Origin of the sequence: Pseudomonas sp. PDM21, from assembly GCF_014852505.2 — a bacterium.
Classification (GTDB): Bacteria; Pseudomonadota; Gammaproteobacteria; order Pseudomonadales; family Pseudomonadaceae; genus Pseudomonas.
On the sequence record NZ_CM181223.1, the window covers coordinates 1,922,955 to 1,946,121 of the forward strand.

18 protein-coding genes are annotated in these 23,167 nt (G+C 65.4%); 4 read left to right on the top strand and 14 right to left on the bottom strand.

Annotation, left to right across the window (positions count from 1 at the left end):
- Positions 1–177: 177 nt before the first annotated feature.
- A complete protein-coding gene (locus IB275_RS09095) occupies positions 178–1,179 on the bottom strand; it encodes an AraC family transcriptional regulator (protein WP_192289108.1) in 1,002 nt (333 codons plus the stop codon).
- 365 nt (positions 1,180–1,544) lie between these two features.
- Between IB275_RS09095 and IB275_RS09100 the strand changes: the two genes are divergently transcribed.
- Positions 1,545–2,846: a dicarboxylate/amino acid:cation symporter gene (locus IB275_RS09100; protein WP_081518078.1), complete on the top strand. Its 1,302-nt coding sequence runs from the start codon at positions 1,545–1,547 to the stop codon at positions 2,844–2,846.
- Positions 2,847–3,398: 552 nt separating this feature from the next.
- On the opposite strand, the gene IB275_RS09105 is transcribed toward IB275_RS09100, so the two are convergent.
- Positions 3,399–4,790 carry an adenylate/guanylate cyclase domain-containing protein gene (locus IB275_RS09105; RefSeq protein WP_192289106.1) on the bottom strand — a complete coding sequence of 464 codons (1,392 nt, stop codon included), beginning with the start codon at positions 4,788–4,790 and terminating at the stop codon, positions 3,399–3,401.
- Between the two features lie 141 nt (positions 4,791–4,931).
- A complete protein-coding gene (locus IB275_RS09110) occupies positions 4,932–5,516 on the bottom strand; it encodes an HD domain-containing protein (RefSeq protein WP_192289104.1) in 585 nt (194 codons plus the stop codon).
- 210 nt (positions 5,517–5,726) lie between these two features.
- Here IB275_RS09110 and IB275_RS09115 point away from each other — a divergent pair, with 210 nt between their 5' ends.
- Complete coding sequence (locus IB275_RS09115) at positions 5,727–6,725, top strand: FkbM family methyltransferase (RefSeq protein WP_225601893.1); 999 nt, start codon at positions 5,727–5,729, stop codon at positions 6,723–6,725.
- A gap of 255 nt (positions 6,726–6,980) precedes the next feature.
- On the opposite strand, the gene IB275_RS09120 is transcribed toward IB275_RS09115, so the two are convergent.
- Positions 6,981–7,784: a helix-turn-helix transcriptional regulator gene (locus IB275_RS09120; protein WP_192289100.1), complete on the bottom strand. Its 804-nt coding sequence runs from the start codon at positions 7,782–7,784 to the stop codon at positions 6,981–6,983.
- 211 nt (positions 7,785–7,995) lie between these two features.
- On the opposite strand from IB275_RS09120, the gene IB275_RS09125 reads away from it, so the two are divergent.
- Together IB275_RS09125 and IB275_RS09130 are read left to right on the top strand one after the other, a co-directional pair.
- The gene (locus tag IB275_RS09125) at positions 7,996–9,360 is read left to right on the top strand and encodes an APC family permease (protein ID WP_192289098.1); all 1,365 of its coding nucleotides are present in this window, start codon (positions 7,996–7,998) and stop codon (positions 9,358–9,360) included.
- Between the two features lie 28 nt (positions 9,361–9,388).
- Positions 9,389–10,486 (top strand): DmpA family aminopeptidase, encoded by a 1,098-nt coding sequence (locus IB275_RS09130; protein WP_192289096.1) that lies wholly within the window; start codon positions 9,389–9,391, stop codon positions 10,484–10,486.
- Positions 10,487–10,671: 185 nt separating this feature from the next.
- On the opposite strand, the gene IB275_RS09135 is transcribed toward IB275_RS09130, so the two are convergent.
- The 10 genes from IB275_RS09135 to hyi form a co-directional block, all read right to left on the bottom strand.
- Positions 10,672–11,670, bottom strand: a complete 999-nt coding sequence (locus IB275_RS09135) for a sulfate ABC transporter substrate-binding protein (RefSeq protein WP_081518090.1) — start codon at positions 11,668–11,670, stop codon at positions 10,672–10,674.
- A gap of 176 nt (positions 11,671–11,846) precedes the next feature.
- The gene (locus IB275_RS09140) at positions 11,847–13,502 is read right to left on the bottom strand and encodes a mucoidy inhibitor MuiA family protein (RefSeq protein WP_225601892.1); all 1,656 of its coding nucleotides are present in this window, start codon (positions 13,500–13,502) and stop codon (positions 11,847–11,849) included.
- 141 nt (positions 13,503–13,643) lie between these two features.
- Positions 13,644–14,495 carry an ion transporter gene (locus IB275_RS09145; RefSeq protein WP_192289094.1) on the bottom strand — a complete coding sequence of 284 codons (852 nt, stop codon included), beginning with the start codon at positions 14,493–14,495 and terminating at the stop codon, positions 13,644–13,646.
- Positions 14,496–14,584: 89 nt separating this feature from the next.
- Positions 14,585–15,829: a serine/threonine transporter SstT gene (gene sstT / locus IB275_RS09150; RefSeq protein WP_192289092.1), complete on the bottom strand. Its 1,245-nt coding sequence runs from the start codon at positions 15,827–15,829 to the stop codon at positions 14,585–14,587.
- A 217-nt stretch (positions 15,830–16,046) separates the two neighbouring features.
- The gene (gene dapF, locus IB275_RS09155; protein WP_192289090.1) at positions 16,047–16,883 is read right to left on the bottom strand and encodes a diaminopimelate epimerase; all 837 of its coding nucleotides are present in this window, start codon (positions 16,881–16,883) and stop codon (positions 16,047–16,049) included.
- 33 nt (positions 16,884–16,916) lie between these two features.
- Positions 16,917–17,819: an urea transporter gene (locus tag IB275_RS09160; protein ID WP_192289088.1), complete on the bottom strand. Its 903-nt coding sequence runs from the start codon at positions 17,817–17,819 to the stop codon at positions 16,917–16,919.
- A 511-nt stretch (positions 17,820–18,330) separates the two neighbouring features.
- Complete coding sequence (gene pyk / locus IB275_RS09165) at positions 18,331–19,761, bottom strand: pyruvate kinase (RefSeq protein WP_081518096.1); 1,431 nt, start codon at positions 19,759–19,761, stop codon at positions 18,331–18,333.
- Positions 19,758–21,029: a glycerate kinase type-2 family protein gene (locus IB275_RS09170; protein WP_192289086.1), complete on the bottom strand. Its 1,272-nt coding sequence runs from the start codon at positions 21,027–21,029 to the stop codon at positions 19,758–19,760. The genes pyk and IB275_RS09170 overlap by 4 nt, the downstream gene beginning before the upstream one ends.
- A 269-nt stretch (positions 21,030–21,298) precedes the next feature.
- Positions 21,299–22,189: a 2-hydroxy-3-oxopropionate reductase gene (locus IB275_RS09175; protein WP_024763150.1), complete on the bottom strand. Its 891-nt coding sequence runs from the start codon at positions 22,187–22,189 to the stop codon at positions 21,299–21,301.
- A gap of 69 nt (positions 22,190–22,258) precedes the next feature.
- Positions 22,259–23,041 carry a hydroxypyruvate isomerase gene (gene hyi, locus IB275_RS09180; protein ID WP_081518099.1) on the bottom strand — a complete coding sequence of 261 codons (783 nt, stop codon included), beginning with the start codon at positions 23,039–23,041 and terminating at the stop codon, positions 22,259–22,261.
- Positions 23,042–23,167 lie beyond the last annotated feature (126 nt).

Consider the following 23,167-nt stretch of genomic DNA (forward strand, 5'->3'; position numbering starts at 1 on the left):
GAGTCGGTTCGGATTCGCGAGCTTGCTCGCGAACGCCCACGCACCGTAGTCTCGTTTTAGGTCGTAGGGCGCATAACGCGCCAGCGTTATCCGCCGCGAGAGCAATCGGCGGATAACCCGTTCCGGGCTATGCGCCCCACGGCCTGGGCGCCGGCGCGCCTGCAGGTTGAAACCGAGCTATTCCCCCTGCTGCGCCCGGTAGGCGCCCGGCGTCAGCCCCGTCCATTTCTTGAACGCCCTGTGGAACGCCGAGGGCTCGGAGAAGCCGAGCTGGTCGGCGATGTCCTGGATCGAGAGTTCGGCGCGGCCCAGGTAGTAGATCGCCAGGTCGCGGCGCAGCTGGTCCTTGAGCTCCTGAAAGTTCGGCCCCTCCTCGCGCAGGTGCCGGCGCAGGGTCTGCGGGCTCATGTGCAGTTGCGCGGCGACCTGTTCCAGGTCCGGCCAGCTGCGGCAGTCGCGGCCGAGCAGGCGGCGGATCTGGCTGGTCAGGCTGTCGCCGCCGTCGGGGCGGGCGAGCAGGTCGGCGGGGGAATCCTTGAGGAAGTGCTTGAGCGTGCGCTCGTCCTGCAGCAGCGGCATGTCCAGGTAGCGCGCCTGCAGGAGCAGGCTGGTGCTGCCGGCGGAAAAGCGGCGAGGGCAGGGAAACAGCAGGTCGTACTCGGCCTGATGCTCGGGCGCCGGGTAGCTGAAGGTAGCTTCCTCCAGGCGGATGCGCTGGCCGATCAGCCAGCTGGCCAGGCGGTGCCAGATGAGCAGCAGGCTCTCGGCGAGAAAGTGGTCCGGGTCGCGCAGGTGCGTTTCATCCAGGGTCAGGCGGGCGCGGTCGCCGTCGCGCACCAGCTCGATCCGTGGTGCCTCGGGAAACAGCCCGTAGAACAGCGCGCCGCGTCCCAGAGCCTTTTCCAGCGTGCGGCAGTGGATGATCGCGTTGCACATCATGGCGAAGGTGCCGCGCTTGCTGGGCATGGCGCCGAAGCCCATGTACTCGTCGTCGAGCACTTCCCACAGGCGTTGCATCAGGCAGGTGAACTGCAATGGATCGATGCGTGCGCGGGGCTCGTCGAGGATGGCCGGGGCGATGCCGGCGTCACGCAGCAGGACTTGGATATCCAGCCCCTTGCGCTGGGCCCCGTGGACGGCGGCGCGGACGAAATGGCTGGCAATGGTGCGTTCACGCATGAGCGGTCCTTGTTGTTCTGGCCGCACGTCCAACAGCCGCGCGGTTAACCCGATCGAACCTGATCGGAGTTCTACAATCTACGGTACGAAGGCCGTGGCGGATACCCGCCAGAGGGCGGGAAACCCGCCAGTGCGGAGGCGGGTTTCCGCCATTTCCGAGGCCTTCCGTGCCGCGACTTTTTACGGAAGCTATTGAATTTAAAGGGATTAAATATTTTTTAAAGGTCTGGCACAGCACTTGCCATATGCGATCAAGGCCTGCCTTCTGGCATGCCCTGAAAACAAATTCTCCCATTGCAGGGAGATAACGCGTTCGGTCTTGTGTTTCCTCCCAGGGAGCACTCGCCCGTGAGGACAGAGCTGCCATGACCAAGCAACCCTTCTACAAAAGCCTGTACGTGCAGGTACTGATCGCCATCGCCATCGGTATCGCACTTGGCCACTTCTACCCCGACACCGCCAAACTGATGAAGCCGCTGGGCGATGGCTTCGTCAAACTGATCAAGATGGCCATCGCGCCGATCATCTTCTGCACCGTGGTTACCGGCATCGCCGGCATGCAGAGCATGAAGGCCGTGGGCAAGACGGGCGGCATGGCGCTGCTGTACTTCGAAATCGTTTCCACCGTCGCGCTGATCATCGGCCTGGTCGTGGTCAACGTCGTCCAGCCGGGTGCCGGCATGCACGCCGACGTCGCCACGCTGACCGCCGAAATGAACAAGAACGCGGCGCTCACCGGCTTCATCGCTTCGGGCGAGAAGCAGAGCACCATCGACTTCTTCATGAACGTCATCCCCAGCACCGTGGTCGGCGCCTTCGCCAACGGTGACATCCTCCAGGTGCTGTTCTTCTCCGTGCTGTTCGGCTACGCGCTGCACCGCCTGGGTGACTACGGCAAGCCGGTGTTCGAGTTCATCGATCGCATCACCCATGTGATGTTCAACATCATCAACGTGATCATGAAGGTCGCTCCCATCGGTGCCTTCGGTGCCATGGCCTTCACCATCGGCGCCTACGGTCTCGGCTCGCTGGTGCAGCTGGGTCAGCTGATGCTGTGTTTCTACATCACCTGCCTGCTGTTCGTGCTGATCGTGCTGGGTGGCATCGCCCGCGCCCATGGCTTCAGCATCCTGCGCTTCATCTCCTACATCCGCGAAGAACTGCTGATCGTGCTGGGCACCTCGTCCTCCGAATCGGCCCTGCCGCGCATGATCGCCAAGATGGAGAAGCTGGGCGCCGACAAGAGCGTCGTCGGCCTGGTGATCCCCACCGGCTACTCGTTCAACCTCGACGGCACCTCGATCTACCTGACCATGGCCGCCGTGTTCATCGCCCAGGCCACTGACACCCCGATGGACATCACCCACCAGCTGACCCTGCTGGTCGTGCTGCTGATTGCCTCCAAGGGTGCTGCCGGCGTTACCGGTTCGGGCTTCATCGTGTTGGCCGCCACCCTGTCCGCCGTCGGCCACCTGCCGGTTGCCGGCCTGGCGCTGATCCTGGGTATCGACCGTTTCATGTCCGAGGCCCGCGCCCTGACCAACCTGGTCGGCAACGGCGTGGCCACCATCGTGGTTGCCAAGTGGTGCAAGCAGTTGGACGAGAAGACCCTGTCCACCGAACTGGCCGCCGGCCCGGGCAACTCTGCGGAGCTTCAGCCCTCCTGACGAGTGCCTCAACGAGCAATTCGGCCCGGTGAACGTGAAGCGCCGGAGCCTTTCCAGCCCGCTCGATTGAGCGGGCTTTTTTATGGGCGGGGGAAAAGGGCGGGCTCTTCGGCTCTTCGTAGGAGCGCTGGGCTTCGTCGTTTGACGATGGATCGTGGGCAGGATGTGCGCCTGCAATGGCGGCACGTATTAGTGCTAACCGGTGAGAGGGGGCCGCCGCGATGGATTTCGCGGAGAGGGTCCGCTCCTACGCCGGTGGGCCACGCCGCGATGCCAGGCGTGAGCCTTGCCGGACGCCAGATACTGCCCGGCGAGCGTAGGAACAACTGTCTTTATCTGAAACCCTGTGCCAGCGATTCCCTCTCCCTAACCCTCTCCCTGAAGGGAGAGGGGACCGTTCAGCACAGGTTGAAACCAAAGTGTCAGCCGGCACAGGCGGCTCCCTCTCCCTTCAGGGAGAGGGTGGGGGAGAGGGCATGCCCTTGCGCAATATTTCGGGTAGGAGCGGACTCTGTCCGCGATCGGGTGAGCCTGAGCGAGGAGGTCGGAGGATCAGAGAATGATCTTGTCCTTGAGCTTCTCCGCCGCCTGCTGCAGCGCCTGGATGACCCGCTCCTTGTCGTAGTTCTGCACGTTGTTGGTGTCCAGGTACATGGAGAACCCCGGCACCTCGTGCTCGACGAAGCTGGGGTTGGAGCCCAGGTCGCGGCGGAAGTCGACCACCTGGTAGATCTGCACCGGCTTGCTGAAGCCCTTCACGGCGATCTGGCCCTTGTCGCGGCACATCAGCACGTCCTTGACCAGCGAGTAGGTCTCGTGGCTGATGAGGATCTCGCCGGCTTCGGCGGCGCTTTCCAGGCGGCTGGCGAGGTTCACTTCGCGGCCGATGATGGTGTAGTCCATGCGTGTGTCGGCGCCGAAGTTGCCCACGGTGCAGTAGCCGGTGTTCAGGCCCATGCGCACTTCCAGCGGCTTGGTAATGCCCTGGGCGCGCCACTGCTGGCGCATGACCTTCATGTGCTTGCGCATGGCCACGGCCATGGACACGGCGGCCACGGCGTCTTTCTTCGCGCCCTGGGTGGCCGGGTCGCCAAAGAACACCATTACGCAATCGCCGACGAACTTGTCGATGGTGCCGCCGTACTTCAGGGCGATCTTCGACATCTCGTTGAGGTAGTTGTTGAGCATGTCGGTAAGGGCTTCGGCTTCTAGCTCTTCGGACAGCTCGGTGAAACCCTTGATGTCGGAGAAGAACACCGTGAGCTTCTTGCGCTGGGTTTCCAGGCGCACCGTGCGCTTGCCGCTGAAGATCGATTCCCACACCTGCGGAGACAGGTACTTGGCCAGGTTGCTGGCCAGGCGCGCAGCCTTTTCCTGCTCCAGGGTGATGTCCGAGCGGGCCTGGGCCAGGCGCAGGCCCTGCTGGTGCACGAAAAAGGCGGTGATGCAGATATACAGGGTGGAGAACAGCACGCTGACCAGCGCGACGATGCTCGGCGTCTGGCCCTTGTAGGCCGGGGCGATCAGCGCGGCGCTGAGGACCGCGGCGCTCAGTGCCACCAGCAGCGCCAGGCCCAGGGAACGCAGGCCGCCGATGATCAGCGCGGAGAAGGCGAGGATCAGCACCAGCATCAGGCTGGGCACTTCGGAGAAGCCCAGCAGCGTGGTGGCGATACCGGCGTGCAGGGCGTCGATGAACAGCAGCACCAGGCGGGTGCGTTGTGGGTTGTCGCGCTTGAAGCGGCGGCTGACCTGCTGGGCGAGGTGCGGGTAGAGCAGGGCGTACGGGATCATCCAGAGGATCTCGTAGCCGAAGTACTTGGCGAAAATGCCGGCGGTGATGGTCGCGGCGATGGCGATATACGCCAGCACGCGGGAATGGTATTCGCGCAGAGGGGCGGGGGTGAGCGGACTGCTGGGGCGCTCAAGAACGTTAGGCTTCATGCGCAAGAAACTTCCCTGGTGCGCGTAGGCTCGTGGCCGGTTGCGCGTCTGATTTTGGGAGGAATCTTATTCCATGCGCAGCCCCCGGGCCAGCGGCGGTTCGCCACTCTTCGTCGCGGACCGCCGGTCACCACGGGACCTTCAGGCCATCGTGCCGTCAGGCTTCTGGTAGATCGAGCGGCGGGGCTGGGCGAAGACCCGGCGCAGCATGGGTTCGAAGAACTCCAGGGGCATCACTTCGCCGTCCGGATCGAAGGCGGCGGCGTCGTAGCGCGCGCAGAATTCGATGGTCTGCTCGAACTGCGGATGGTCCTTGAACTGCTCGCGCAGGTGCCGGTCCAGCCCCAGGTGATGGAAGAAGTAGTAACCCTGGAAGATCGCGTGCTTCTCGATCATCCACAGGTTCGCCTCGCTGACGAACGGCTTGAGGATGGCCGCGGCGATGTCGGCGTGGTTGAACGAGCCGAGCGTGTCGCCGATATCGTGGAGCAGGGCACAGACCACGTACTCCTCGTCGCGGCCGTCGCGGTGGGCCAGGGTGGCGGTCTGCAGCGAGTGGGTCAGGCGGTCCACCGGGAAGCCACCGAAGTCGCCGTCGAGCAGGCGCAGGTGGGTCATGATCCGGTCGGGCAGAAGCGCGGCGTACTGGCCGAAGTCCTTGGCGATGATCGCCCAGTCCTCGGCGCTGCCGTCTTCCATGTGGGTGAAATTGGCGCGTGCGTTCATCAGGCTGTGCTCTCTTGTGATTGTCGTGGCGTGTCTGGATGGCACGGGTCCAGTCTAGAAGCCTGTATGGAACACGGAAGTGTCCGTAGGACGCCAACGGGATGTCCCGATGGGTAAGTTGTCCTGTTATGTAATTGCAGAGCGGGAGGAAGCAGCTAGCCTGAATCGGGTTTTGCCAATTCGGATCCGGCTCTGACAAAGGAACGCAACATGGAACGAGTGTCGATGAGATCGAGAATGGAAGGTGTCGCCAATCTCCTTTCCCGGGGAATCATTCGCCTGGAGTTCGAACGCATGCTCGAGCATGTCTACCGGCAGATCCTGCGACCGGGGGACACCGTGATCGACATTGGTGCACATGCCGGACGGCATTTGCGTCCATTGCTCGAGTGCATTGGTGAAAGCGGCAGAGCGATCGCCTTCGAACCCTTGCCGTTCGCTTACGAACAGTTGTGCAGCACCCTGCCTCATTCCAATCTCTCGCTGCACAACGTCGCGCTTTCCAACAAGGATGGCGAATTCGATTTCACCTTCGCCGAAGGTTCTCCGGAAGAAAGTGGTCTGATCCAGCGAACCTTCAATGTGCCTGAGCTGGCAAGACCCAGAACCATTCGGGTCAAAGTGCATCAGTTGGACGAATTCACCCAGGATCTGAGCAGTGTTGCCTATATCAAGATCGATATCGAAGGCGCTGAGATCGACTGTCTGCGAGGTGCTGGCGACGTCCTGAAGCGGCTTCGGCCGATCATTTCGGTCGAGTATGGTTCGCTGGCCTTCAAAGCCTATGGTCATGTGCCGGAAAGCCTCTATGACCTGGCGACCGAGGCAGGATATGTCCTGTTCGACATCTTCCTGAACCGCCTGGAAGACCGCACGGATTGGGTCGAGGCAGTGGATTTCCTGTGCTGGGACTTCTTTATGGTCCCAGGGGAAAAGGCAGATCAGTTTGCAGAGCTGGCCCATACGAAGGGAGCCTTGCCCTATCTTCAGGAGGTTGATTCGACCCCGCAGTCGACTCTCCTTCAGTTGGAAGCAACTCAGGCCGAAATTGACTTGCAGGGCGCCGAGCTGGAAAGGATGGGCAGCCTCCAGGAGCACTTGAGGCAGGAGAATTCATGCTTGCGGGAAGAGCTTCGCGCACTGAGAAATTCGACCAGCTGGCGTGCCACCGAGCCGCTCAGGAAGGTCCTGTCCAGCCTGCGGCGTTGATACAGGGCCTGTGCTGCAAAGTTGCGCGCGCAGCCGGGGGGAAATCTGTCAGGGGGTAGAACTGGCCGAGCCCGCCGCCAGCCGCCGAAGGTCTTCACCACGGAGAATACATCCGCCTTGGGGAAGCGCTCGGAGAGCCCTGCCAGTACTTCGAGCTTTTGCGAGCGCACGCTGAACGCGGTGGCCAGGGTGAATGGCGCGCTGTGGTTGGGCCGGCGACGTGCTCAGTCCTTGGGCAGCGAAGCGCGTTGGCGTTCAGGGATTCTGCGGATCGTGCCCCAGCGACTGCAGGAACAGCGAGAACAGCTCCGGTTGCGAGGAGATGTCGAGCTTGTTGTACAGGTGCCGGCGGTGGACCTTGATGGTCTCCGGCGAGATCGCCAGGCGCTCGGCCATGGCCTTGGAGGAGTAACCCCGCAGGATCAGCCGGGCGATCTCCAGTTCTCGCTCGGAGAGCACGCCGGCGCCGAAGTGGCTCAGGGCGTCGCGCACCTGCACCGCCACACCGTCGCTGGTGCCTGGCAGCAGGCGCTGGCTGCGCTGCTGCCAGTGCTGCTGCATCAGCGCCAGCACCCAGGGGCCGAGCATCGCCAACAGGCCGGTCTGCTCGCCATCGAACAGCTTGCGCATACCCAGTGACAGCGACAGCGCGCCCTGGCCGGGAAGCTGGAGGATGAACTGCACCTCGTCCTCCAGCACGTTGTCGTGGAAGTAGCTGAGGAAGTACTCGCTCTGGCGGAACTGGTCCGGGGAGATTTCTTCCAGCCGGTACAGCCCGCTGGGCACGCCCTCGCGGCAGGCCTGGTAGAACGGGTCGAGCTGGAACAGGCCGTCGAGGTAGATGGCCATGGCGGCCGGTCCGGCGGTGGGTTCGGCATCGTATTCCTCGAGCGCCACCGGGGTGCCGCTGGCCGGGTAGAACATCGCCAGGGCGTTATCGAACGGCAACCACTGGTGCAGCAGCAGGACCAGTTGCTTCCAGAAGCGCGGCTGACCGATCTGCTCGATGGCGCGGCCGAGGTTGGCGTGCATGCCGACCTCGCGGAACAGGGTGTGCATCGACGGTAGTTCTCCGAACTGGCGGCGTGGGTTCGGCCCACGGTTTCCTCCTTTTACCTGCCTGCCGTCAAGGGGGCGTAACCCCAAATGGTGATTGGCCGCTCCGCGTGCCACGCACAGACTCAGCGCCACCTGACGCCCCGAGCAAGAGGGCGCAAGAAGGTTTTCGTTCCTGCCTCAGCCACCAATAACAACACGAGGAAACAACGATATGAGCGCTTCCCCTGCGCCAGCGAGCGCGCTCAAGCCCAGCCTGGGCGTGCTCGACGTAGTCGCCATTACCGTCTCGGCGGTCACCCCCGCCAGCTCCGTTTTCGTCATTGCCCCCTTTGCCATCCAGCAGGCCGGCAGCGGCGCCTTCCTGGCCTTTGTCTTCGCCGGCTTCCTGGCGCTGATGTTTGCCTGGTGCTACGCCGAACTCGGCCGCGCCCACAGCTCCGCCGGCGGCGAGTACGTCTACGCCAAGCGCGTGTTCGGCGGTCTCGCCGGCTACGCCACCTTCCTCACCGTACTGGTCTCGCTGCTGTTCATCCCGCCGGTTCTGGCGACGGGCGCGGCGACTTACCTCAACAACGCCCTGGGGACGAACTTCGACACCCAGACCGTCGCCCTGGTGATAGTCGCCGCCAGCTACGTGCTGGGCATCCTCAATATCCGCGTGAACGCCTGGATCACCGGGGTGTTCCTGCTCTGCGAAGTGGCGGCGCTGCTGGTGATCGTGGTGCTCGGCTTTGGCCACGTCAGTCAGCCGGTCAGTGTGCTGGTGCAACCGCAGCACATCGACGGCGGGATACTGGCCGCCGCGCCCTGGGCGCTGGTGATCGGCGCCGTGGGCACCGCGCTGTTCTCCTACAACGGCTTTGGCGGCGCGGTGCTGTTGGCCGAGGATATGAAGTGCGGCGGGCGCAATGTGCACCGCGCGGTGATCTGGTCGCTGGTGCTGGTGGTGGCGATCGAGATCGTCCCGCTGACCGCACTGCTGCTGGGCGCGCCTTCGCTCAAGGACATGATCGCCAGCCCCGACCCGGTCGGCTACCTGCTCACCGCACACGGCAATGCAACGCTGTCGCGGCTGGTCAGCGCCGGCATCTTCCTCTCGGTGTTCAACGCCATCGTCGCCATCGTCATCCAGGTCGGCCGGGTGATCTTCAGCAGCGGCCGCGACGAGCTGTGGACGCCGCTGATGAACCGTGCCTTCACCCGTATTCACCCGCGCTGGGAATCGCCATGGATCGCCACGCTGTTCCTCGGCGTGCCCTCGGCGGCGCTGAGCTTCAGCTCGAACCTGGAGGAGCTGACCTCCTTCACCGTACTGCTGCTGGTGATGGTCTACCTGGTGGTGGCGCTCTGCGCGCTGTTCAGCCGCGTGCTGCGCCGCGACCGCGAGCACCCGTACCGCATGCCGCTTTGGCCGCTGCCGGCGATGCTGGCGGTGGTCGGCGCCGGCTACCTGTTGCTCAACCTGCTACTGGATGCCTCCTCGCGGGACGTCATGATCATTGTCGGGATACTGGCCGTGTCGGTGATTCTCTACAGCACCTACGGCAAGCTCAGCCCGGCCTTCCAGAAGCTCTGAACCCCTTTTCGAAAACCAAGGAGACAGCATGCGCGCTCGTCAACTCGGCATCACCCTCGGCCTGGGCACTCCCGGCGAGTTCAACGCCATCACCGATGTGCCCGGCATCCGTGTCGGTCACAGTACTCTGATCGGCGAGCGCGACGGCAAGGCTGTGCGCACCGGCGTCACGGTAGTGCAACCACGTGACGGCGCGGCGCGCCAGCAACCCTGCTTCGCCGGCTGCCATGTGCTCAACGGCAACGGCGACGCCACCGGCCTTGAGTGGATTCGCGAGGCGGGGCTGCTGACCACGCCCATCGCCATCACCAACACCCACAGCGTGGGCGCGGTGCGCGATGCGCTGATCGCCGCCGAGCATGTCGAGCTGGCGGACCCGACCATCTACTGGTGCATGCCGGTGGTGATGGAAACCTACGATGGCCTGCTCAACGACATCTGGGGCCAGCACGTCGGCGCCGAGCAGGTGCGCGAGGCCCTGGCTGCGGCCGAGTCCGGTCCGGTACGGGAAGGCCCGGTGGGTGGCGGCACGGGGATGATCTGCCACGAGTTCAAGGGCGGCATTGGCACAGCCTCGCGCAAACTACCGATGGAGCAGGGCGGCTGGACCGTGGGTGCGCTGGTCCAGGCCAACCATGGCCAGCGCCGCGAACTGCGGGTGGATGGTTACCCGGTCGGCCGCCAACTGGGCGACCTGCCGTCACCCTTCGCCGAGCAGGGCACGCCGGGTATGGGCTCCATCGTGGTGATCCTCGCCACTGACGCGCCGCTGCTGCCGCACCAGTGCCAGCGCCTGGCGCAGCGTGCTTCGCTGGGGATCGCCCGCACGGGAGGCGGTACCGACGACTCCAGCGGCGACATCTTCCTCGCCTTCGCCACTGGCAACCGCGACCTGCCGCCCGCGGACTACGGACGCAAAGGCCTGCCGTTCGCCACGGCCCTGGAGATGGTGAACAACGACCACATCTCGCCGCTGTTCGCCGCCGCCGCCGAGGCAGTGGAGGAAGCCATCGTCAACGTGCTGCTGGCCGGCAAGGACATGCGCACCGATGACGGCGTGCTGGTGCCTGCGCTGAGCGGGGAGCGCCTGCTGGCGGCGTTGCGCGAAGTGGGTTGGAAGGGATGAGATGACGCATGGGTAGGATGGTGCGGAGCGCAGCGATACCCATCGATGGGCCCTGTGCCGATGCGGCATGGGGATCGCTGCGAGTCGCAACCGGAAGGTTCGGCGCTGTTTGCAGGAGTGCTGCTCCATGAAAAAAGCCGGAGCTGCAGCGCAGCTCCGGCTTTCACATTTTCGCGGGAGCGGAATCAGTTCGGAGTGTAGATCTGGTCGAACACGCCGCCGTCGGCGAAGTGGGTCTTCTGCACGGTGCGCCAGTCGCCGAAGGTCTTCACCACGGAGAAGAAGTCCACTTTCGGGAAGCGGTCGGAGAACTTGGCCAGCACGTCCGGGTTGCGCGGGCGCAGGTAGTTGTTCGCGGCGATGGTCTGGCCTTCGTCGGACCACAGGTACTTCAGGTAGGCCTCGGCCTCGGCGCGGGTGCCTTTCTTGTCGACCACCTTGTCGACCACGGTCACCGGCGGCTCGGCTTCGGCGGAGACGGTCGGGTAGACCACTTCGAAGCCACCACGGCCGAACTCGCGGGCGATCATCTCGGCTTCGTTCTCGAAGGTCACCAGCACGTCGCCGATCTGGTTCTGCATGAAGGTGGTGGTCGCTGCACGGCCGCCGGTATCCAGCACCGGAACGTTCTTGAACAGCTGGGCGACGAATTCCTTGGCCTTGGCTTCATCGGCGCCGTGCTTCTGCGCGTAGCCCCAGGCGGAGAGGTAGGTGTAGCGGCCATTGCCCGAGGTCTTCGGGTTCGGCACCACGACCTGCACGCCCGGCTTCACCAGGTCGTTCCAGTCCTTCAGGCCCTTGGGGTTGCCCTTGCGCACGATGAACACGGTGGCGGAAGTGAAGGGCGCGCTGTCGTTGGGCAGGCGGGTCGCCCAGTCCTTGGGCACCAGGCCGCCGTTGTCGGCCAGGGCGTCGATGTCGGTGGCCTGGTTCATGGTGATGACGTCGGCCGGCAGGCCGTCGATCACGGCGCGGGCCTGCTTGCTGGAACCGCCGTGGGACATCTGGATGGTGATCTTCTCGCCTTTCTCGGCCTGCCAGTGTTTCTGGAAGGCGGCGTTGTAGTCCTTGTAGAAGTCGCGCATCACGTCGTAGGAGACGTTGAGCAGGGGCTGGGCGGCCTGGGCGGTGGAGGCCAGGGCAAGGCCGGCGGCCAGCAGCGAGGCGCTGAACAGACGTTTCACGAGCAGTTCCTTTTGGCAGTGTTGTTGGGTGTCGATTATGCCGACAGGTTATATGGCACTTAAATACTTAAAGGCTATTTGCTTATGCGGGGTTCCCCGTGTGTCGTACCCAACGCAGAAGAAGGTTGCCCGGCAGCCTAGCAGGCCTGCCGGGCTATGACTGCTCCCGACGGACGTCAGTCCAGCCCGCTGACTTCCAGCTCCTTCGGATACTCCACGCTGAACTTGAAGGTGGTGCTGCGTTTCTCGCCCGGCTTCAGTTGCCAGTCCCAAAGCAGCTTGCCGTCGTCCTCGCGGGTGGCGGCCTGGTCTTCGGGCGCCAGCAGAGCCACCTTGATCTGCTCGTTGCGCGAGACCGGCAACTGGTCCTTGAACTGCAGGCGCTGCTCGGTCTTGTGGTTGTTCTGTGCGTCGATGCGGAACTCGTAGGTGACGCGCTTGCGGCCACCCGTGAGGCCGGTGTAGTCGGTGTAGCGGTTGACCAGCTTGCGCTTGATCGACATCGCCTCGTCGCCGCCCAGGGCCAGCTCGAAGGTCTCGCCCGGCATCACTGCGCGCAGCTGGCCGCTGGCGACGAAGGTGTTGCCCAGGTAGGTGTTGAGTGTGCCCGGCAGCAGAGGATAGTCGCTGGCGTTGCGGGTGTCGGCCTGCAGGTAGGCGGCTTCGCGCAGCGACGGCGTGGCCAGGTAGCGGAAGGTCGCCGGCAGCTTGAACTGGGCGATGGAGACCTTCTGCGAGCTGCCGTCGCTGTTCAGCGTGGCACGGGTCGGGATGTGGAAGGAGGCGCTGGTGGTCGCGCCGCTGACTTCGGCGACGGCCACCGGCATCTCTTCCAGCGAACCGGTCGCGGCCATCTCGTCCGCGGCGAAGCGCTGGGCCTTCTTCGCCTCAAGCGCCATCATCGGCGCGGCTGGCGCCGGGGCGGGGCGGGCGGCCATCACCGTGCGCGGGTCGAAGGTATCGACGAACCATGGTGAGAGTGCCGGTACGCTGCTGCCCAGATTGGGGCGGGCGGTGGACAGGGTGAGGTCGACGTCGGTCCAGTCTTCGCCGCTGCTCTGCCGGACGATGCCCTGGTAGGTCATCTCGATCTGCTCTTCGCCATCGCGCAGGCGGGCGTCGTAGGCCGGGCGCCAGGAGGCGTCGTAGAGCGTGTAGCTGAGCTGCAGCTGGACCTGTGCGGGCTTCTCCAGCGCTACGCGTAGGATCGCGCGCTTGTAGTGGGTGCCGTCGCCAGCCAGGTGGCTGCGCTGGTTCTCCAGCTCCTGCTTGCGCTGCTGCAACTCCTCGCCCTGCTGGTCGAGCTTGCGCTGCTCGTCGAGGATGCGGCCGAGGTTGCCCTCGCTCATCTGCAGAAGGTTCTTCAGTTCGTCGATGCTCGGCAGTGCCTGGTTCTTGCCCGGCTTGGTGCTGCTGGCCTGGATGTCGGCGAGAAACTGCTTCTGATTCTCCAGCACGCTGCCTCGGTCGCTGATCTCACGCTCCTGCCGCTCGATGTCGCGCAGTTGCGCGTCCAGTTGTTGCAAGCGGTTGTCCGCGGAGGGCGGCGACGCCTGCGGTGCGCTGCTGACATCGAGCAGGGTCGCGGCGGCGCTGGCGCTGAGCGAGGCCTGCAGGCTGTTGTCGTCGATGCGCAGGGGCAACTGCTCCAGGGCGATTTCATGCTGGCCGGCAGGTAATTGCAGGGTGGCGGTGCGGGTGACGATGGCGCGGTCGGTGTAGACCGTGACCGCGCTGATGCGGCTGTCGGCCACCTGCGGCGCGGCCAGCAGCGAAGGGCTGGCCAGCGCGCCGGCCATGGCGAGGATCAGTGGGTGGAATCGAAAGGGCATGTGCTCACCTCGCGGCCTGGAAGGCGGCCGGCACTGCGGAACGCCACCACGGCGTCCGTCCATGCAGCGTGTGACGAAGAGGGCGTGCGGAACGGGTTGAGCGTGGGTGAGGATGACCGACGAACGGCTATCCAGCGCGGATCAGCGCTGCGCGGCGTCGTCCATACGCGGATAGAGCGGATTGCCACAGCGCGAGCAGAACGCCGCCTCGGCTTCGTGGCTGGCCTTGGCGCAGGCGGGGCAAGGCTTGTCCAGCGCGCCTGGTATGCGTTCCTGGCGCATGGCGTTGTGCAGTTCGGCGCTGAAGATGCCGGTGGGCACGGCGATGATCGAGTAGCCAGTGAGCATCACCAGGCTGGCGATGGCCTGGCCCAGCGGCGTCTTCGGCGTGATGTCGCCGAAGCCCACGGTGGTGAGGGTGACGATGGCCCAGTAGATACCGCGCGGGATGCTGGTGAAGCCGTGCTCGGGGCCTTCGACCACGTACATCAGCGAGCCGAACACCGTCACCAGGCTCATCACCGAGACGAAGAACACCGTGATCTTCTGCCGGCTGCCGCGCAGCGCGGTGAGGAGGAAGTCGGCCTGGCGCAGGTACTGGCGCAGCTTGAGGATGCGGAAGATGCGCAGCACGCGGATCACCCGCACCGCCAGCAGGTACTGCGCGTCGGGGTAGAAGATGGCGATCACTCCCGGCAGCACTGCCAGCAGGTCGACCAGCCCGTAGAAGCTCAGCGCATAGCGCAGCGGTTTGGGCGAGCAGTACAGGCGCAGCAGGTATTCGATGAGGAAGAGGCCGTTGATCACCCACTCGATGTCGCTGAGCAGGCTGCCGTAGGCGTGGCTGATGTCGTCGACGCTGTCGAGGATCACCACCAGCAGGCTGGCGAGGATGACGACCAGCAGCGCGCTGTCGAAGCGCCGGCCGGCAATGGTGTCGGACTGGAAAATGACGACGTAGAGACGCTGGCGCCAGCTGGGGGAGTCGGCCATGGGGGAATCCACGGAAGGGATTCAGACACCTTAGCCGAGATGCACCGGGGCGGCCGCAGCCGCCCCGGTTCACATCCGGGAAAGCAGGTTCAGGCGCGCTCGCCTTCCTGCGGCTCGTCCACGTCGCCTTCGGCGATGCACGCCGCGGCGGTGAACAGCACGTCGGTGGAGGAGTTCAGCGCGGTCTCGGCCGAATCCTGGAGGATGCCGATGATGAAGCCGACCGCCACCACCTGCATCGCCACTTCGCTGGAGATGCCGAACAGGCCGCAGGCCAGGGGGATCAGCAGCAGCGAGCCGCCGGCCACGCCGGATGCGCCACAGGCGCAGACCGAGGCGACCACGCTGAGCAGGATGGCGGTGGGCAGGTCCACGGCTATCCCCAAGGTGTGCACCGCTGCCAGGGTCAGCACGCTGATGGTGATCGCCGCGCCGGCCATGTTGATGGTCGCGCCCAGCGGGATCGACACCGAGTAGGTGTCCTCGTGCAGGCCCAGGCGTTCACACAGTTGCAGGTTGACCGGGATGTTGGCCGCCGAACTGCGGGTGAAGAAAGCGGTGATGCCGCTCTCGCGCAGGCACAGCAGAACCAGCGGGTAGGGGTTGCGGCGGATCTTGGCGAAGACGATCAGCGGGTTGACCACCAGCGCCACGAACAGCATGCAGCCCAGCAGAACGGCCAGCAGGTGCAGGTAGCCCAGTAATGCGTCGAAGCCGGATTCGGCGATGGTGCCGGCCACCAGACCGAAGATACCCAGCGGGGCGAAGGCGATCACCACGCGGACGATCAGGGTCACTCCACCTGCCATGTCATCGAGCAGGTCGCGGGTGCTCTGGCGCGCGTGGCGCAGGGCGATGCCCAGACCGATGGCCCAGGCCAGGATGGCGATGAAGTCCGCCTCCAGCAGCGCCTTCACCGGGTTGGTGGTGACGCTGAACAACAGCGAGCGCAGTACCTCGCCGATACCGCCGGGCGGAGTCAGTTCGCTGGTGGGGGCGCTGAGCACCAGGGTCGAGGGAAAGGTGAAGCTGGCGATCACCGCGACCACGGCAGCCGAGAAGGTGCCGATCAGGTACAGCAGCAGGATCGGCCGGATGTGGGTGCGCTGGCCCTGCTTGTGGTTGGCGATGGAGGCCATCACCAGCACCAGGACGAGCACTGGCGCCACGGCCTTCAGGGCGGAAATAAACAGCTTGCCGAGCAGGCTGACTGCCGCCGCACCCTGCGGCCAGAGCACGGCGAGGGCGATGCCGCAGAGCATGCCGATGAAAATCCGCAGGACCAGGCTGGTGCCCTTGATGCGCTGCAGAAGAGTGGGAGTTGGAAGCGTCATGACGTCTTTCGCTGCTGGAAGTGGGATCGCCCCGGCGGACCGGGTGCGAAAGGTCGCGGATTATGCCGTCTGATGCCGGGAAATGCGCGGTTACCCGTCGATTGATCGGTCAGGCTTTGCTTCGGCAGGTGTCAGGTCGAAGTCTGGACGGGCGCGAGCGGGCCGGCATTGATCCATGCCGGTCGCGTCGGCAATTCCCGAGGAACCAGCCGGCGGGTCAGCCGAGGTCGGCGAAGGCTTCCGGATCCAGGTCGATGCCGGCGACCCGCTGCACGGCGCCGCGCATGGTCACCTGAAAGTCGTCTTCGACGCGGATTTTCAGCAGACCGCCGGCCAGGTGCAGGTCGATGTGCCCGTCACACAGGCCGAGCCGGCGCGCCACCGCAGCGGCGGCGCAGCTGCTGGTGCCCGAGGACAGCGTGTAGCCGGCGCCGCGCTCCCAGATTTCCACGCGCAGCGCATCGCGGGACAGCCACTGGACGAACTGCACGTTGGTGCGGCGGGGGAACAGCGGGTGGTTTTCCAGCAGCGGGCCGAGGCGGCAGGCCAGTTCGCGGCTGGTCTGTTCGACGAACACCACGCAGTGCGGGTTGCCCATGGAGACGGCGTTGATCCTCAGCGCCACGCCGCCGACTTCCAGCTCGTGGTCCAGCGCCTCGGGAGCATCGATCAGCACCGGGATCTTCGCGCAGGCGAACTCGGCGCGCCCCATGGACACCTCCACGGTGCGGCCCTCGTCGGACACCTGGCTGGTGACGGTGCCTCCGGCGGTGACGATGTCGAACGCCTGCCCGGCGACCAGCCCGCAGTCCCACAGGTAGCGGGAGAAGATGCGCAGGCCGTTGCCGCTTTTCTCCGCCTCGGAGCCGTCGGGGTTGAGGATGCGCAGGCCAAAGGCGGCGTCGCTGTGGTTCGCCACCAGGATGCCGTCGGAGCCGATGCCGTGGTGGCGGTCGCAGACGCGGCCGATCTGCGCAGCGGTCAGGGCAAACGGTGCGTCGCCGGCATAGACGAGGTAGTCGTTGCCCAGGGCCTGGTATTTCACGAAGTTCATCGGTGCGATCCATCGCCGGAAGAAGGTCCCCGACTATACACGCGGGCGGCTGTTTTCCCTTCGCGGATCGTGCAGCAGCGCTTCCAGCACGCGCTGGCCGAGGATCACCAGCCAGCAGGCGAGGATGAAGGGCGCGGTGAACGCGGGCAGGCCGATGAGGGCGAAGCCGGGTTGCAGCAGCACCGCCAGGACGATGCCGCACAGCGGCGCCAGCGGGCTGCGGAAACGCAGCGACAGGGCTATACCGGCCAGCGCGCCGTTCAGGCCGAGCAGGCCGGCCTGCGCCGAGGCGCCCGGCAGGTCGAACAGCGGCGCCATGGCCAGCGCACCGGCGGCGCCGGCCAGTGCCCAGAACGCGGCGCGACGCTCCACCAGCAGCAGGCCGAGGGCGATGGTCAGGCCGGCCAGCGGTTCACCGAGGAAGATCACTTCGCCGAAGCCCAGTGCAGTCGAATCCAGCAGCAGATTGGCTGTGCCGCAGGACAGGCAGGCGACGCCGCTGGCCGGCGCGAAACCGAGCGCCTTGCCCAGCGCGACCGAGACCCAGCCCAGCAGCACGAAGGCCGAGGTGTAGGCCGGCAGGCCGAAGCGCCGGCGCGACTGGCGCAGCAGCACGGCCTGCACGGCGACGCTGGTGAGGATGGCGGCGATGCTCAGCATCACCAGCCCCAGCGACCATTGGAACTGGAAGGGCAGCAGCAGGCCGATGAGGATCGGGTTGTAATCGTGCAGGCCGGCATCGATGTCCGTCTGCGGCTCGCGCACGAAGCGGGCGGTCAGCGGCCCGAGCAGCGCGCCGAGCAGGGCGCCGGGCAGCAGGTGCGGCGCGGACCAGGCGATGGTCAGCAGCAGGATCAGGCCGAATCGGGCATCGGCCTGCAGGTAGATCTGGCCGAAGCCGATCAGCCGGTTGGGGATGAACTTGTTCAGGGGCATTTGACGTCTGGGCAGTTGAAAGTGACTCCGCAGCGCCTCGTTGGGTGTGGGGCATCGAGGCCCCATCGGCGGGCGCTGCGTGAGAACCTTGTGACGCCGCCATACGGGGCTGCGCCACGGGTCAGGAAAAAGAAAAGAGGTTGCCGGCGGGATCACCGCCAACAACCTCGAAATTCCATGGCCAGCATTGGGAGTTGCTGCGTGGGGGCCATGGACCGACAAGCATTCGGTACGCATGTTGCTGGTGCGTAAGCACTCAGTACAAAGGTCAATCCCGGACGGACGGGGACGCGGCCCCGTATTCCCGGCCCCGTCCGTCCGGGAGTGACTCGGTGCGGAGGCACGCGCTTGGGCGTGGCTCCTGAACTCGGTTGCCCTCTCCCCAGCCCTCTCCCGCAAGCGGGAGAGGGGGCTTGAGTGGCAGAAGGCGGAACACCGGAGTCACCGGCGGCGCCGAACTGCCCCCTCTCCCTTCAGGGAGAGGGTTGGGAGAGGGGCTCTCAGGCTTGAGTCAAACCTCCAACGCCGGCGCCACCGTCTCGATGCGCAGCATGTTGGTGCTGCCCGGCTGGCCGAAGGGCACGCCGGCGGTGATCACCACGGTGTCGCCACGGCGAGCCATGCGCTGTGCCAGGGCGATGTCCAGGGCGGTGGAGCAGATCTCGTCGACATGGGCGAGCTGCGCGTTGACCACCGAGTGGACGCCCCACGCCACCGTCAGGCGGCGGGCGGATTTGAGTTGCGGCGTCAGGCTGAGGATTGGTGCCTTGGGCCGCTCACGGGAAGCGCGCAGGGTCGAGGCTCCGGATTCGGTGTAGTTCACCAGCACCGCCACCGGCAGGATGCGGCTGATCCGGCGGATCGCGCAGCTGATGGCGTCGGAGACGGTGGCATCCGGTTCCGGGCGGTTGATTTCCAGCGTGGCCTGGTAGTCCGGCTCGGCTTCGACCTGGCGGATGATCTTCGCCATCATCTCCACCGCTTCACGCGGGTACTGGCCCGAGGCGCTCTCGGCGCTGAGCATCACGCAGTCGGCGCCTTCGCTGACGGCGTTGGCGACGTCGGTCACCTCGGCGCGGGTCGGCGCCGGGGAGAAACGCATGGATTCGAGCATCTGCGTCGCGACCACCACCGGGCGACCGAGCTGGCGGCAGACCTGGATGATGCGCTTCTGGATGCCCGGCACGCTCTCGGCCGGCATTTCCACACCCAGGTCACCACGGGCGACCATGATCGCGTCGGACAGCCTGGCGATGGCTTCGATGGACTGCACCGCCGAGGGCTTCTCGATCTTGGCCATGAGGAAGGCCTTGTCGCCGATCAGCTCGCGGGCTTCCTCGATGTCTTCGGGGCGCTGCACGAAGGACAGGGCGACCCAGTCCACGCCCAGCTCCAGGCCGAAAGCCAGATCGCGGCGATCCTTGGCGGTCAGCGGGCTGAGCTTGAGCACCGCTTCGGGGACGTTGACGCCCTTGCGGTCGGACAGCTCGCCGCTGTTCATCACGCGGGTCTCGATGGCATCGCTATGGGCGTTGAGTACCTGCAGGCGAATCTTGCCGTCGTCCAGCAGCAGGCTCATGCCTGGCTCCAGCGCCTGGATGATTTCCGGGTGGGGCAGGGTGACGCGCTTGTCGTCGCCCGGTGCGTCGTTCAGGTCGAGGGTGAAGGTCTGGCCCTTCTGCAGCTGGACCGCACCGTCGGCGAAACGACCCACGCGCAGCTTCGGCCCTTGCAGGTCCATGAGGATGCCGATGGGGTAGTTCAGTTCGGCTTCCACTTCGCGCACCCAGGCGAAACGCTGGGCGTGGTCGTCGTATTCGCCGTGGCTGAAGTTCAGGCGGAACAGGTTGGCGCCGGCTTCCACCAGGGCGCGGATGTCGTCGCGGCTTTTGATCGCCGGGCCCAGGGTGGCGAGGATCTTTACTTTTTTATCCGGAGTCATTTGTCGTTCTCGAGGACCAGGATGGCGCGGAAGTCGTTGACATTGGTGCGGGTCGGCCGGGTAATCACCAGGTCGCCCAGTTCAGCGAAGAAGCCGTAGCCGTTGTTGTTGTCGAGTTCGTGCAGCGGATTCAGGCCGGCCTTGAGGGCGCGGCTGTAGCTGCACGGGCTCATCAGGGCACCGGCGTTGCTTTCCATGCCGTCGATGCCGTCGGTGTCCCCCGCCAGGGCCCAGATGTTCGGTTCGCCCTTGAGGTCGGCGGTGAGGCTGAGGAGAAACTCTGCATTGCGTCCGCCACGGCCGTTGCCGCGCACGGTCACGGTGGTCTCGCCGCCGGAAAGGATCAGGCACGGCGCCTTCAGCGGCTGGCCATGCTTGCGGACCTGCCGGGCGATACCGGCGTGGACCTTGGCGACCTCGCGGGATTCGCCCTCCAGATCGCCCAGGATCAGTGTCGGGATGCCGGCGGCTTCGGCCTTGGCAGCTACCGCGTCAATGGAGTGCTGAGGCGTGGCGATCAGCTTGAAGTGGCTGCGCGACAGGCATTCGTCGCCGGGTTTGACGGTCTCCGAGCGCGGGTCTTCCAGCCAGGCGCGCACGTTCGCCGGGATGTCGATGGCATAGCGCTTGAGGATCGCCAGGGCGTCGGCGGAAGTGGTCGGGTCGCCCACGGTCGGGCCGGAGGCAATCACCGTGGCCTCGTCGCCGGGCACGTCGGAAATCGCGTAGGTGTACACGCTGGCCGGCCAGCAGGCGCGGGCCAGGCGGCCGCCCTTGATGGCCGAGAGGTGCTTGCGCACGCAGTTCATTTCGCTGATGGCGGCGCCGGATTTCAGCAGCGCCTTGTTCACGCTGCGCTTGTCGTCGAGGCTGATGCCTTCGGCCGGCAGGGCGAGCAGGGCGGAGCCGCCGCCGGAGAGCAGGAAGATCACCCGGTCGTTCTCGGACAGGCCGCTGATCAGTTCCAGCACGCGGCGGGCGACGCGTTCGCCGGCGTCGTCCGGCACCGGGTGCGAGGCTTCCACCACTTCGATGCTGCGGCACTGCGCTCCGTAGCCGTAGGGCGCGACCACCAGACCCTGGACCTCACCGTTCCAGTGCTTCTCGGCGACTTCGGCCATGGCGCCGGCGGCCTTGCCGGCACCGATGACGATGGTGCGGCCGCCCTTGTCGGTGGGCAGGTGCTGCGCCAGTACCTGGGCCGGATGCGCGGCGGCAATGGCGGTGTCGAACAGCTCGCGCAGGAAGGCGCGTGGGTCGAGGCTCATGACAGGCTCCGATGATTCTTGTTGTGGTGTTCCATGGCTCAGGCTTCTGTCTTGCAGAAGGCTCAGCGATGGAATCGAACACCCCGGCCGGCGAGGCCGTGATTCCCTACGGCCGGGGGTTCGAGTCGCTTTGCAGCGTGGCGGGCGAGGCCACTCCCATAACCTCGCCCGTCACTTTGCACTGTGGCGGATAGCGCCTTTGGCGTTATGCGCCTTACGTTGGCGTACCTTGCAGGGCGCATGAAGCGGAACGCTTCATCCGCCGATTCTCAGTCCTTGCGGATGGAGAAGTTGGCCATGTGCTCCAGGCCCTTGATCAGGCCGGAGTGGTCCCAGTTGCTGCCGCCGATGGCCGCGCAGGTGCTGAACACCTGTTGGGCGTTGGCGGTGTTGGGCAGGTTCAGGCCCAGTTCGCGAGCGCCGGCCAGGGCCAGGTTGAGGTCCTTCTGGTGCAGGCTGATGCGGAAGCCCGGATCGAAGGTGCCCTTGACCATGCGGTCGCCGTGCACTTCGAGGATGCGCGAGGAGGCGAAGCCGCCCATCAGCGCTTCACGTACCTTGGCCGGGTCGGCGCCATTCTTCGCGGCGAACAGCAGGGCTTCGGCAACAGCCTGGATGTTCAGGGCGACGATGATCTGGTTGGCCACCTTGGCGGTCTGGCCATCGCCATTGCCGCCGACGCGAGTGATGTTCTTGCCCATGGCCTGGAACAGCGGCAGGGCGCGTTCGAAGGTGTTCGGGCAGCCGCCGACCATGATGCTCAGGGAAGCGGCCTTGGCACCGACTTCACCACCGGAAACCGGGGCGTCCAGGTACTGCGCGCCGGTGGCCTTGATCTTCTCGGCGAAGGTCTTGGTGGCGGTGGGGGAGATCGAGCTCATGTCGATCACCACCTTGTTCGGGCCCACGCCTTCGGCGATGCCGTCCTTGCGGAACAGCACGTCTTCGACCTGCGGGGTGTCCGGGACCATCACGATGATGAACTCGGCTTCCTGGGCGACTTCCTTGGGGTTGGCCAGGCCGATGGCGCCGGCTTCGACCAGGGCCGCCGGGGCTGCGTCGTGGTGGGTGGAAACGAAGATCTGGTGGCCGGCTTTCTGCAGGTTCTGCGCCATGGGCAGGCCCATGATGCCGGTGCCGATGAATCCGATTTTGGCCATGAGGAGTTCTCCTGGTTGTTCTTGTTAGGCTGGCTGGCGCAGTGCGTACCCACCGCGCCGGCCGGCGAATCAGATGACGTTGTGGCTTTTGAGCCAGCCGAGGCCGGCTTCGGTGGTGGTCTTGGGCTTGTATTCGCAGCCGATCCAGCCGCGGTAGCCGATGCGGTCCAGGTGATCGAACAGGAAGCGGTAGTTGATCTCGCCGGTGCCCGGCTCGTGGCGGCCGGGGTTGTCGGCCAGCTGCACGTGGTTGATCGAGGCGAGGTTCTTCTCGATGGTCCGCGCCAGGTCACCTTCCATGATCTGCATGTGGTAGATGTCGTACTGCAGGAACAGGTTGGCACTGCCGACCTTCTCGCGGATGTCCTGGGCCTGCTTCGTGGTCTGCAGGTAGAAGCCGGGAATGTCGAGGGTGTTGATCATTTCCATGACCAGCTTGATACCCGCGGCTTCGAGCTTGCCTGCCGCGTATTCCAGGTTGTTCAGGAAGGTGTTCTCGATGGTCGCGCAGTCGTGGCCCTGCGGGCGGATGCCGGCCAGGCAGTTGACCTGGGTGTTGCCCAGGACCTTGGCGTAGGCGATGGCCTTGTCGACGCCGGCGCGGAATTCCTCGACGCGGTCCGGGTGGCAGGCGATGCCGCGCTCGCCTTTCGACCAGTCGCCGGCCGGCAGGTTGAACAGCACTTGTTCGAGCTTGTTGGCGTCCAGGCGGGCCTTGATCACCTCGGCCTCGACGTCATACGGGAAGAGGTACTCGACACCGCTGAAACCGGCGCGCGCGGCGGCTTCGAAACGGTCGAGGAAGTCCACCTCGGTGAACAGCATGGACAGGTTGGCGCAGAAACGGGGCATGGGGTCACTCCTGTTGAACGGGTGGTGCGTGGCGCTCGGCGTCCTGATGAAAGAGAGCAGGGGGTGGGGGACTCTCCGCCAGGAAATATCCACCCCCTGCTCCTCCCCTAAGGGAGGAGTCGTTCG

Bases quoted from the DNA above. Each gene is read 5' to 3' on its own strand.
- IB275_RS09100 (WP_081518078.1), top strand. From the start codon at position 1,545: ATGACCAAGCAACCCTTCTACAAAAGCCTGTACGTGCAGGTACTGATC.
- sstT (WP_192289092.1), bottom strand. From the start codon at position 15,829: ATGACGCTTCCAACTCCCACTCTTCTGCAGCGCATCAAGGGCACCAGC.
- IB275_RS09130 (WP_192289096.1), top strand. From the start codon at position 9,389: ATGCGCGCTCGTCAACTCGGCATCACCCTCGGCCTGGGCACTCCCGGC.
- pyk (WP_081518096.1), bottom strand. From the start codon at position 19,761: ATGACTCCGGATAAAAAAGTAAAGATCCTCGCCACCCTGGGCCCGGCG.
- IB275_RS09175 (WP_024763150.1), bottom strand. From the start codon at position 22,189: ATGGCCAAAATCGGATTCATCGGCACCGGCATCATGGGCCTGCCCATG.
- IB275_RS09140 (WP_225601892.1), bottom strand. From the start codon at position 13,502: ATGCCCTTTCGATTCCACCCACTGATCCTCGCCATGGCCGGCGCGCTG.
- IB275_RS09125 (WP_192289098.1), top strand. From the start codon at position 7,996: ATGAGCGCTTCCCCTGCGCCAGCGAGCGCGCTCAAGCCCAGCCTGGGC.
- IB275_RS09120 (WP_192289100.1), bottom strand. From the start codon at position 7,784: ATGCACACCCTGTTCCGCGAGGTCGGCATGCACGCCAACCTCGGCCGC.
- IB275_RS09170 (WP_192289086.1), bottom strand. From the start codon at position 21,029: ATGAGCCTCGACCCACGCGCCTTCCTGCGCGAGCTGTTCGACACCGCC.
- IB275_RS09095 (WP_192289108.1), bottom strand. From the start codon at position 1,179: ATGCGTGAACGCACCATTGCCAGCCATTTCGTCCGCGCCGCCGTCCAC.
- hyi (WP_081518099.1), bottom strand. From the start codon at position 23,041: ATGCCCCGTTTCTGCGCCAACCTGTCCATGCTGTTCACCGAGGTGGAC.
- IB275_RS09160 (WP_192289088.1), bottom strand. From the start codon at position 17,819: ATGCCCCTGAACAAGTTCATCCCCAACCGGCTGATCGGCTTCGGCCAG.
- dapF (WP_192289090.1), bottom strand. From the start codon at position 16,883: ATGAACTTCGTGAAATACCAGGCCCTGGGCAACGACTACCTCGTCTAT.
- IB275_RS09110 (WP_192289104.1), bottom strand. From the start codon at position 5,516: ATGAACGCACGCGCCAATTTCACCCACATGGAAGACGGCAGCGCCGAG.
- IB275_RS09115 (WP_225601893.1), top strand. From the start codon at position 5,727: ATGGAACGAGTGTCGATGAGATCGAGAATGGAAGGTGTCGCCAATCTC.
- IB275_RS09105 (WP_192289106.1), bottom strand. From the start codon at position 4,790: ATGAAGCCTAACGTTCTTGAGCGCCCCAGCAGTCCGCTCACCCCCGCC.
- IB275_RS09145 (WP_192289094.1), bottom strand. From the start codon at position 14,495: ATGGCCGACTCCCCCAGCTGGCGCCAGCGTCTCTACGTCGTCATTTTC.